Origin of the sequence: Thermococcus sp. PK (genome assembly GCF_000430485.1) — an archaeon.
GTDB lineage: Archaea > Methanobacteriota_B > Thermococci > Thermococcales > Thermococcaceae > Thermococcus_A > Thermococcus_A bergensis.
Genome location: NZ_KE387149.1, coordinates 326,875 through 337,343, shown reverse-complemented (window position 1 = coordinate 337,343; position 10,469 = coordinate 326,875). Strand labels below are relative to the sequence as shown.

Below are 10,469 nucleotides of genomic sequence, written 5' to 3'. Positions count from 1 at the left end.
CCGCAACCCTTAAAACTTCACCTATTAGAAAAATAATAGGTGGTCGCCCACGTATCTCACCCAGAAAAACCACCTTCGAGTGGACAAGAAAACCTACAAACTCCTCAGGACGCTGACACACCTATCCAAAGACCTCTACAACCTCACCCTCTACACGGTTAAACAACACTACGAGCTTAATGGGGCCTTTCTACCCTACGCCAAAGCCTACCACTTGGTTAAAGATAGCGAACCCTACAAACTCCTGCCAAGCCAAGTTGCACAACAAACGATGAAAATCGTGGAGAGAAACTTCCGCTCATTCTTTCACGTGCTCAAAGAGAGAAAGAAGGGCAACTACAACAGACCCGTTAGGCCACCAAAATACCTCCCAAAAAACGGGCACTTCATCCTAATCTTCCCATACCAGTCCTTCAGGGTAAAAGAGGACAGGATTATCCTCACCCTTGGAAAGAACTTTGCCGAGAAGTATGGTGTTAAACACCTTGAAATCCCACTCCCAAAGAACGTTAAAGGCCACAGGATTAAGGAGATTCGTATTCTTCCAAGATACAACGCCCTCTGGTTCGAGGTTGAATACGTTTATGAAGTCCTGCCTGAGGAGAGGGATTTAGACCGCTCGAAATACCTCGCCATTGATTTGGGTCTGGATAACTTCGCCACGTGTGTTTCCACCACCGGGACGGCCTTCATAATCGAAGGCCGGGGTTTGAAGAGCTTCAACCGGTGGTGGAACAAGGAGAAGGCGAAGCTCCAAAGCCAGTATGATAAGCAGGGAATTAAGTTCGGGCGAAAGATGGCGTGGCTTCTCAAGAAGCGGAAGAACGTGGTGAACGACTTTATGAACAAGGCGGTAAGTTACATTGTGAACTACTGCCTTGAGAACGGTATTGGGAACGTCGTCATCGGGGAGCTGAAGGGAGTAAAGCAGAACACCGACCTCGGAAGGAGGAACAACCAGAACTTCCATTATATTCCTTACGGCCTTTTCAAGCAAAAACTAAAAGCAAAGTGCGAGCGGTATGGTATCAACTACATCGAGGTTGATGAAGCCTACACGAGTAAGGTTGATGCCCTCGCCCTCGAACCGATTGAAAAGAGGGAGAAGTATCTTGGAAAGAGGGTGAAGCGTGGACTGTTCCAGTCTTCCGCTGGTGTTTTAATAAACGCTGATGTGAACGGTGCTTTGAACATTTTGAGAAAGGTAGCCGGCGATTCTCCCATTGGGGAGATAGCCGGTAGTGGCCGTGTGAACCGGCCTGTGAGGGTTAGGCTACCTTGGGGTGGCTTAACTCCTCACGAAGCCCCGTCCTTGCGGACGGGGTAGTTCACCGCCTGTGGATTACCGAGGAGAAAAGCCCCGAAAGGTTGAAAGTGAAGAAGATAGGAGAAGGCAAGCCTCAGGAGTAGATAGTAGAATTCTTTTTCACAAAAATTTTCATAAGCTTCTGCTCTATTTTTTTGCTTGGTGGTGCTATGAAGAAGATTGGAATAATAGGTGGCACAAGTCCGGAATCTACCCTCTACTACTACAAAAAATACATCGAGATCTCAAGGGAGAAGTTTGAACCATATTTCTTTCCGGAGCTGATAATCTATTCCATAAACTTCAGGGACTTTAAGGACAACCCGGATGGATGGGAAGGCAGGAAGAGAATTCTGATAAATGCCGCAAAGGCCCTCGAAAAAGCAGGGGCAGAGGTTATTGGGATCTCCGCAAACACTCCACACATTGTTTTTCCAGAAATTAAGAAAGAAGTAACCGCTGAGATGGTCAGCATAATCGATGCAGTTGCTGGAGAAGCAAAGAGGAGAAACCTCAAACGGCTCCTTCTCTTAGGAACAAAAACCACAATGACAATGCCATTTTACAAAAATGCTTTGGAAGAAAAAGGGTTTGAGGTAATCGTTCCGAGAGAAGAGGAAATCGAGGAAATCAACAGGATAATCTTCGAGGAACTGATGTTTGAAAACTTCAGAAGCAAAGGATGGCTCATTGAGCTTATTGAAAGGTACGCAAAAAGCGAAAATATTGAAGGCGTTATACTGGGTTGCACTGAACTTCCCCTTGCAATAAAGCGGGAGGATGTGAGCGTTGAAGTTTTGGATAGTGCTGAAATTCACATGCGGGCTTTGATAGACGCTGCCCTCTGACTTAAATTTCTTTTGGCGGTACGAGAATGCCTAGCTCTGTGATTATCCCCCTTATGTATTTCCAGGGTGTTGCATCGAAAAGGTAGTTCCTTATTATTGTATGGTTTCTCTTGAATTTTCTCTCTGTGATTTTGACATCTTCAGCTTTTGCCTCTGGGTGTATTTTAAAGCTCTCCGCCGCAACGTAGAGGGGAACTCCGTTGTCGTGACAGGCAAGTGCAAGCAGGTAAGTTCCAGCTTTGTTAAAAACGTAGCCGTCTTTGGTGATGTTGTCGGCACCTACCAATGCCAGGGTTGCCTTCTTTGCAAAAAGTCCCAGCTGAGCGTCTGTTATAACCTCGAAGGGGATTTCAAGCTCTTCAAGCTTTTTGGCGAGGAACAGCCCCTCGTAGTCCGGTTCGCTCTCGGTCAGAACCACTTTAAAGATCTTACCTTTTTCTTTTGCTTTCTTTAATATCTCAAAGACTGTCGAAGAATAGGAGTGTGTTATAATGACTTCGTTGTGGTCTATCAGCTCGCTTCCAATGTTCCCGATTTCTCGCTTTGCCTCCTCGCTCAACCTTATAAACTCCTCTGCCTTCGCCTTGACAAACTCTGGATCGGGAGTTATCGGTATGAACCTGACCAGGTTGTACAGGGATGCCATGGTGGGGTTCACGTTGAGGATTTCAACTCCCAGTTCCTTGAGCTTTTCAACCAGCTCTTCCCCTTCAAACCTCTCCGCGAGCAGCATGTAAGCTTTAGCTCCCATTTTTGCTAGATATGATGCTCCATGGACTTTTTCTTCATTCATTCCTTTTAGGAGCTCTTCTATCTCTTCGGGAAGCATTGTACCACTCCACTTTTCTTTTTTCTTTAAGCTTTAAAAGATTTTTTCGCCTCTGCAACCCTTTTTAAATTTTTCCGGGAAGACTTATTAATCCCAAGGTTGAGGTTCTAACGGTGGTGTGAATGAAATACAGCGAGCTAAGTGCCAGAGTGAAGGGAGTCTACTCAAGAATAAGGATGCTGGATGATTACCATTGGGACATCTATGAAGATAGGATAGTTGGCTATCACAGAAAGAGCAGACTCCCTGTTAGGATAAAACTTGCGGAGAGCAAGGAAGAGGCCGAGAAGTTGAGTGGAGAAAAAGAGGAGTACGGAATAGACATAGTAGTTCTTCCTGATAACGGAACGTTTTACATAAAGAACGGCGCTTTCGTACTCTCAGAGAGATTTTTGAAGGCCACGTTGATGGATATCCACGACCATATAGTTTGGGGAGGATTTAAGGTCGTTGAGAGAGATGGAAAGCTCGTCCAAGAGGACTTTTACGAATACTTAGGTGGACTTTTAGTCAGACATTTGAAGAGCAACATGATGAACGGCCAAGATTACGTCTTCTGGCAGTTCTACAAGTGTGAAAAATGTGGGAAATACGTCGATATAGAGAACGTCCCCGACCACTTAGCCAAGCACGGCATCAATGTTGCTGAAAAAGATAGCGAGAAGTATGAGATATTTGAACTGAACTTCCTTGAGGCAAAGATCTTCGATAAATTTGGAGAGGAAGTCCCACAAAGCAAGTTTGCTCCAGAATCACAGGCTTTCCTGAAGGAAATGCTTGGTGAACCAAAAGCTCAAGAAGAGTGAATCTTTTCTTTTCTCTTCTTAACTTGAAAAATAAAGTTAATAGAAGAGGAATCATCCTCTGAACCTCGGCCTCATGCTTAAAAGCAGAGGTAATGGCCTTGGTTTGTAGGGGAACCCTTCTGTTTTCTGCTTTATCTCTTTTATTAAGTCTTCAATTTGCATCTCATACTGGCCACCTTCTCTTTTTCTGACGGTTATTACTCCCATTCTCTTTTCGTTTTCACCGACGACAACTATGTAGGGTATCCATTCTTTCTCTGCTTCCCTTATCTTCTTGTTGAGCCTCTCGTTTCTGTCATCGACGTCGACTCTTATCTTTGCTCCCTCAAGCTTTCCGGCAACGTAGAGGGCATAGTCAAGGTACTTATCGCTAACGGGGATGACTCTAACCTGAATTGGACTTAGCCAAAGCGGATACATGGGCTTCTTGCCCTGCTTCATGAGCTTTGCTTGCTTTTCAAGTATGGCGTACATGACTCTCTCTATTGCCCCACTCGGTGAGCAGTGCAGGATTAGTGGGTACTTTTCTTCCCCGTTCTCGTCGTAGTAAGTTATGCCGAATCTTTGGGCGTTTTCTACATCTATCTGCACCGTACTTAGCGCTGCTGCCTTGTCGAGGTTATCGACGAAGTTGAACTCAAACTTGAGGATGAAGTAGAAGAACCTCTGCTTCCACATCTCGATTAAAACAGGCTTTCCGATTATCCTTGCGAGCTCTACTATGAAGTCCCTGTTTTCGTTCCAGAAGTCTTCTGTGAACCTTATTGCCACTTCGTAGTCCTCTGGGGTCAGCCCAACTCCCCTAAGGACTTCCATACTGAGCTTGTACTGCTTTTTGAACTCTTCCATTGCCTGCTGTAGGTCTTTGGCTACCGTGTGCATATCGGGCATTGTAAATGCCCTGAGCCTTCTCAGGCCGGAGAGCTCACCGCGCTTTTCCCTTCTAAATGAGTACCTCGTGAGCTCGTACATTCTAAGCGGCAGGTGGCGATAGCTGATTGTGGCGTCCTTCTTTATGAGGAACTGGCCAAAACAGGCTGCAAATCTGAGGAAGAACTTCTTATCGCCGCTTTTTACTATGTACTGCCTTGCCGGGAACCTGTTTAAGTACTTCTCAAGGGCTGGGTGTTCGAAATCGTACATAATCGGCGTTTCGACTTCCATTGCTCCATATTCGATAACCTTCTCCGTCACGTAGTTCTCAAGAAGGGACTTTATGAGCCTTCCCTTTGGATAGTAGCGGAGGTTTCCAGGGTCGCTGCCCTCTTCATAGTCCACAAGCTCCTGTTCGAGCATTATCTTCACATGAGGAGGTTCTTCCGTTGCAACTCTGCTCTTGCTTATTTCATAGTTTGCAAACTTCTTGAGGTTTTCATAGCCAGAGAAGTCAAACTTGTCCACCTCAATGAGCTCTCCTTCTGGCGTGAGAATGTACCAGTAGCTGACGAGCTCCTCTTCCTTCTTGAGGGCTTCGGGCACTTCCTCTTCCTTCTTTGCTTCACCCGGTATGATTGTCCTTGAAAGCTCTGCTAGGGGGTGACCTTTGCAGCTGAGTTTGAATGCCTTGTAGTATCCAAACGGTGCTCTCTTAACGTTGTAACCCTTCTCTCTGAGCTTTTCCTCGATCTCTTTGAGGATTTTTAGAGCTACATCAGGAGAACCGAGCTCGCTGCTTAGATGGGCGAAGGGATAAACGAAAATGTTCTTTGTTTTTACTTGAGCAGCAACATCCTCTATCTCTTTAACAGCCTTCTCAACAATTTCTTCTGGATTTTGCTCATCTACCTTCTCCACGCTTATAAAGGCAGCAAGAACTTCATCAAGCCTGCCTTTCTTCTGTTCTTCACTTATCTCCTCGGGCTTTTTCAGGGCTTTGTCCTTTACCTCATACTCGAGATAGTCGCTGTGTATCAGCAGCATTTTCATTTATACCACCACCTCGTTCTACTTGGCAAAGCTACATAAAAGTTGCCATAAACCTTTTTATAGGCTTTCCTCATCCATAAACTTAAAAGTTTAGATGGGCTAAGTTTAGTGGTGGTGGGTGGATGGATGAAAAAGAAAAGAAACGGGTAAAAGACGGCGATATAGTTCTTCCCGGAGATTATCTTGGGGTTATTGAGGAATTTCTTCCCGGTGAGGGCATAATAGAGGAAGATGGAGAGCTATATGCGGCAAGGGCTGGAAGAGTTAGAATAAACTCTGAAAAGGTTGAAATATCTGTGGAGCCACTAACAGACACTCCACCTCTCCCGCAGGTAGGGGATGTTGTAATAGCGAGAGTTATAGAAGTTAAACCCCAAGCCGCCATAGTTCAGCTGCTCAGAATTGAGGGTAGAAAGGGCTACAGGGAGATAGCTACGTCGAAACTGGCCGGGATACACATATCCCAAGTTAGAGATGGCTACGTGGAATCAATGAGCAACGAGTTCAAAATCGGAGACATTGTTAGGGCAAGAGTATTGACCAACGAAAAAAGCCCGATACAGCTCACCACAAAGGCTCCTGACTTAGGAGTGGTTTATGCTCTCTGTTCCTCATGCAGGAGACCTCTGGTAAGAAGGGGTAACGTGCTTATATGTCCAAACTGCGGGAGAACAGAGACAAGAAAGCTTTCGACGTACTATAGAAAGCTGAAGCTGGAGTAAGGTGTAAAAAATGAAAGCCAAGAAAGTTATGGTTATTCACGTTAAAGATGATATCGAAAAGGAGGAGCTCATGAAGGAGCTACAGAAGCTTGAGCTTCCTGCCTTTATTTATGTTCACGGCAAGTTGAACTCCCTCAAAGTAAACATTCAGGGGACTAAAGACGAGATAAGGGAAGCTATGCAGAAGGTCAGGGAAATTCATCAAAGGGTGCGCTCCCGATTGTACCCAGATAGAAGAGGGCTTTATCAATACAACATCGATGACATCTTCAGAGAAGCTGGAACAAGCGTTGCGGTTCCTATCCTTTTAAAGACCCTTGAACTTCTTGGGGAAAAGGCTGAGCTTAGGGACAATAGGCTTATAAGCTCCCTTCCATGGAGCGAAATTGTGGAATTAACTAAAAAACTCGGAGATGCACTGAGCGAGATAGCTTTGCAGACTACGAGACAAATAAGGGAGGTTGTACTGCCCATAGCTATAGCTTTTGAGCTTGATCCTCAAGAGGTCTTGGATCTTGCCCTTGAGCTGGGGGTTGCTGAGTATAAGGAGGATAAATTTAAATATGAACTCATCAAGAATAAGGAGCAAGCCCTGGAGATAATGCTGAAAAAACTAACAGGTGAGGAAAATGAAGATTGAGGTCATAAAGCGTGAAGAAAACTTGCTCGAATTTTATCTTGAGGGGGAAGATCATACATTTGCCAACTTACTCAATGAGGTGCTTCACGAAAACGAGCACGTCACATTTGCCGCATACACCATAGAGCACCCAGTTCTCATGGCAAGAAAGCCGAGGTTCAGGGTTGTCACCGATGGAAAAATAACTCCCGAAAAGGCTTTGGAGGAAGCTGCCCAGAAGATCTTCGATAGGGCAAAGGAAGTCCTTGAGGCCTGGGAGAAGGCAGTAAAGGGGTGAAACTCCTTTTTAATTTTGAGAGGGTAAGGAATGGAGTACTCAATGAACTTTAACGATAAGAACCTCTCAAAGTTCGGGGATTCGCTTGTCAACTTTATATTTTCTCTCGCCTTAAGCGAGTACCTCGGCTATCCCAGTGCTGGGAGAGTACCCAATGCATCACTGAGCATTGCACTTGAAAAAGCCAAGCTGCTGAGCTATGTTCCGCCGAGGACAGATAAACACGGAAGGGGCGATATTGCTGAAGCGATTTTGGCCTATGCTTGGCTTGAAAAGAAAATAACCATAGAAGAAGCCGTGGGTATTCTCAAAAAGAACTTTACCCCCGAAGTTCTACACCCTTCGAGAAAGAAAGAAGCAATCGGCAGTGCCTTCGGGGAACTTTTAAAAGTAGTGAAAGAGAGACTGGAGCTTTAAATGCTGGTAAGCAGCTCTATTAATCCCTTCTTTGGTGGGATTCTTGCGAAAGTGTCGGGGTCTTTGATTTTAAGAAGCAGGGGCACTTCTCCGAAAAGCTTTAGCACTTTTCCAAAGGAGATTTTTCCTTCTCCGGGCATCAGGTGAAGGTCTCCGACACCATATGCCAGGGCATCCTCGGGTTCTACTTGCGGGAAGAGCTTTCCGAAGTTATCGTGAATCATAAGGATTATCGTCTTATCTGTGCCAAGCTTTACATCCTCTAAAAACCTGTTCTCGTCGCCTTGAGCACTTAGAAACGCGTGTCCCAAATCAAGGGCAAAGCCCACGTTTTCTCTGTTGACACTTTCGACGACGTATAGCGTGTCCTTAACGCTGTAAGTGTTTTCGAGGGCAATTTTGATTCCAAATTTCTCTGCTATCTCAGCTAGCTGCTGTAAGGCTTCTATCTCAAGATCAGGCCTCCCAGTGCGGCCGCTTTGCATGACCACTATCTTTGAGCCGAGCTTTATTGCCACATCGATTACGGCCTTAGCCACCTTGAAATGTCTGGTGTAGTATACGCTGTCTCTCAAATTCACTGAAGTGGGCATTCTAATTGTGTAGTTTACTCCAACTCCCCTTAGAGCATTTTCTATTGAGCGCAAGTTCTTTTCTATTACTTCTCCATTTTTTATTAAGCCAAGTGTATGGGGGAATATCTGGACAAAATCGTAATCTTTAATCTTCAGCTCTGCTAAAACTGATGCAAGACTTTTTCCTTTGTTCACAAGATGGGGATAAACACTTACTCCTATCTCCATATTTTCCACCTTTTGCTTTTGTTAGAGATTATGGAAACACCAAATTTAAAAGTTTCCAAAGCCATTTCACTTTAGGTGACTCTAATGGAGAGAGAAATATGGAAGTATCTCAGCTTTATCCTTGCGCTCCTCTTAGCATTATCAACGGTTGCAGGAGTACTCCTCTATACTCAAAACACCGAATTACAAAAAGCCCTCCAAGATAAGAATTTTACAGTGGTTTACAAAGAAACGGTAAAGGAAGTGGAAAGCAACACCACATTGGCCCTTCAGGCAAAAATAGAAGAGCTGCAGAGAGAGATTGAATATCTCAAAAGCCAGATGCGGGGAGAGGTAAGCGAAGGGGCCAACGTAACTGTGGCAATACTCCCTGTTGTAGGTCCAATTGATGAAACCACTGCTTTGGATGTAATTTCTAAAATCAGGGAGATAAGAAAGGACGATAACATCAAAGGAGTTGTTCTGTGGATTGAAAGCCCCGGAGGTTATGTGGGGCCGGTTATAACCATTTATAAAGAGCTGAAAAAATTATCTTACCAAAAGCCGGTAGTCGCTTATACCGGAGGCGTAGCCGCTTCGGGGGGGTATTTCCTCGCATGTGCGGCTGATAAGATAATAGCAGATCCTCTCGCTGAGGTTGGCAGCATTGGTGTTATTTACGTCCACTACAACTTGGAGCAAAACTACGCTCAAAATGGTGTCAAGGTAAACGTGTTTAAGACAGGTAAATACAAGGATATGGGTGCAGAATGGAGAGACCTCACGGATGAGGAAAGAGAGATGATAAAGAACACTATAAACACCTATTTCGAGTATTTCCTCCAGGTTGTCAGCGAGGGAAGAAAGCTCGACATGAACACGACAAAGGAATATGGCGACGGAAGGGTTTGGTTTGCAGGCGACGTTAAGGGCACCCTAGTTGATGACACCGGTGACTTAGACTATGCAATAAAAACTCTTGAAGACATTCTCGGCGTGAAGAGCGCGAATGTAGTGCTTTACGACGCTCAACGGACTGACTTTGGTGTTTATGAGAGCTCTTCACTCTACATGCCCCCTAATTACGTCGCCTCCTACATAAGGGGGTGATGAGAATGCAGTGTGAAGAACACCTTGAGGTGTTTGAGAACGGCTTTGAAGATGGAAAATTTAACCTGAGAATTGAATACTATGGAGGGGATGCGAGAAAAGTCTTGCTGTCTATTATCTATGAGCTCTATCAACCCATATATGGCAGTGAATACGTATATCCATTTGAATGTGCCAAGGAGTTCTGGGGGATTTTCATGGATCCTAGTGAAGTTGTTCCAGAAGAGCTTCAGTTGAGCAGACCCAAGTTCATCAACCAGTCTTTAATTGATAAAGCAGAGAACCTATTGGAGGAAATAGATGCCCCGGAGGACGTGAAAGACCTTATCGACGTTAAGAGCGCAGAGATCTACAAAATGGACTTTTGGTAATTGGAAAGAATTTCTTGCTTGATGGAGCCAGAAAACCCCTTTTTGTATTTAACAAACCTCAGGCGAGAGGGTTGATACTCAAGTATCTTAGGAGATGATTCCATGAAGACTGAACACATTGTCTGGATTGCGGTCTCTCTTATAATTCTTTTCGTTGTATGGAAAACCGTGGAACCTCTTATCACCCCGATAATCTTTGCTTTGGCGGTTGCGTATATTCTTCATCCTCTTCATGAAAGGCTTGCAAAGAAGCTTGACACCAAAAAATCTGCAGTATTGCTATCGGCTTTGATGAGCCTCCTCTTAGTTGGCTTTATATTTGGCATAGTGCTATGGTTTAGGGATGTGACCAGGTCACTGGTAATTTACCTTTTTCTTCTGAAAGCCTCGCCCTTTAGGGCGGGGATGCAGTAAACTACCCAACAGCCCTCAAAC

At 44.8% G+C, this 10,469-nt stretch carries 11 protein-coding genes and 2 pseudogenes; 10 read left to right on the top strand and 3 right to left on the bottom strand.

Translation table 11 applies throughout. The features are described from left to right. Positions 1–76: 76 nt before the first annotated feature. Positions 77–1,327, top strand: a pseudogene (locus THEPK_RS03745) (RNA-guided endonuclease InsQ/TnpB family protein); the annotation flags it as partial. Between the two features lie 149 nt (positions 1,328–1,476). Then, positions 1,477–2,154 (top strand): aspartate/glutamate racemase family protein, encoded by a 678-nt coding sequence (locus THEPK_RS03740; RefSeq protein ID WP_042698511.1) that lies wholly within the window; start codon positions 1,477–1,479, stop codon positions 2,152–2,154. A 1-nt stretch (position 2,155) separates the two neighbouring features. On the opposite strand, the gene THEPK_RS03735 is transcribed toward THEPK_RS03740, so the two are convergent. Continuing rightward, the gene (locus THEPK_RS03735; protein ID WP_042698509.1) at positions 2,156–2,983 is read right to left on the bottom strand and encodes a translation initiation factor eIF-2B alpha/beta/delta subunit family protein; all 828 of its coding nucleotides are present in this window, start codon (positions 2,981–2,983) and stop codon (positions 2,156–2,158) included. Positions 2,984–3,105: 122 nt separating this feature from the next. Between THEPK_RS03735 and THEPK_RS03730 the strand changes: the two genes are divergently transcribed. Continuing rightward, on the top strand, positions 3,106–3,789 hold the full coding sequence (locus THEPK_RS03730) for a TBP-interacting protein (RefSeq protein WP_042698506.1): 684 nt from the start codon (positions 3,106–3,108) through the stop codon (positions 3,787–3,789). A 51-nt stretch (positions 3,790–3,840) separates the two neighbouring features. On the opposite strand, the gene THEPK_RS03725 is transcribed toward THEPK_RS03730, so the two are convergent. Continuing rightward, on the bottom strand, positions 3,841–5,715 hold the full coding sequence (locus tag THEPK_RS03725) for a threonine--tRNA ligase (protein WP_042698503.1): 1,875 nt from the start codon (positions 5,713–5,715) through the stop codon (positions 3,841–3,843). A gap of 122 nt (positions 5,716–5,837) precedes the next feature. Between THEPK_RS03725 and THEPK_RS03720 the strand changes: the two genes are divergently transcribed. From THEPK_RS03720 to THEPK_RS03705, 4 genes are read left to right on the top strand one after another with little or no spacing between them, the layout of a single operon-like run. Continuing rightward, a complete protein-coding gene (locus THEPK_RS03720; protein WP_042698500.1) occupies positions 5,838–6,437 on the top strand; it encodes an exosome complex RNA-binding protein Csl4 in 600 nt (199 codons plus the stop codon). Positions 6,438–6,447: 10 nt separating this feature from the next. Continuing rightward, positions 6,448–7,077, top strand: coding sequence for a DUF2067 family protein (locus tag THEPK_RS03715; RefSeq protein WP_042698497.1), 630 nt, complete (start codon positions 6,448–6,450; stop codon positions 7,075–7,077). Continuing rightward, positions 7,067–7,354 carry a DNA-directed RNA polymerase subunit L gene (locus THEPK_RS03710; RefSeq protein WP_042698494.1) on the top strand — a complete coding sequence of 96 codons (288 nt, stop codon included), beginning with the start codon at positions 7,067–7,069 and terminating at the stop codon, positions 7,352–7,354. The genes THEPK_RS03715 and THEPK_RS03710 overlap by 11 nt, the downstream gene beginning before the upstream one ends. 30 nt (positions 7,355–7,384) lie before the next feature. Then, a complete protein-coding gene (locus THEPK_RS03705; protein ID WP_042698491.1) occupies positions 7,385–7,771 on the top strand; it encodes a ribonuclease III family protein in 387 nt (128 codons plus the stop codon). Here THEPK_RS03705 and THEPK_RS03700 read toward each other — a convergent pair. Then, complete coding sequence (locus THEPK_RS03700) at positions 7,768–8,574, bottom strand: sugar phosphate isomerase/epimerase family protein (RefSeq protein ID WP_042698488.1); 807 nt, start codon at positions 8,572–8,574, stop codon at positions 7,768–7,770. The two genes, THEPK_RS03705 and THEPK_RS03700, sit on opposite strands and share 4 nt — an antisense overlap. Before the next feature lie 84 nt (positions 8,575–8,658). Between THEPK_RS03700 and sppA the strand changes: the two genes are divergently transcribed. The 3 genes and pseudogenes from sppA to THEPK_RS03685 all read left to right on the top strand — a co-directional run bounded on the left by sppA (position 8,659) and on the right by THEPK_RS03685 (position 10,448). Continuing rightward, positions 8,659–9,663, top strand: coding sequence for a signal peptide peptidase SppA (gene sppA, locus THEPK_RS03695; RefSeq protein WP_042698485.1), 1,005 nt, complete (start codon positions 8,659–8,661; stop codon positions 9,661–9,663). Then, positions 9,663–10,132, top strand: a pseudogene (locus THEPK_RS03690) (PH1570 family protein). Before sppA ends, THEPK_RS03690 begins: the two are co-directional and overlap by 1 nt. Before the next feature lie 4 nt (positions 10,133–10,136). After that, positions 10,137–10,448, top strand: a complete 312-nt coding sequence (locus THEPK_RS03685; RefSeq protein ID WP_042698482.1) for an AI-2E family transporter — start codon at positions 10,137–10,139, stop codon at positions 10,446–10,448. Positions 10,449–10,469 lie beyond the last annotated feature (21 nt).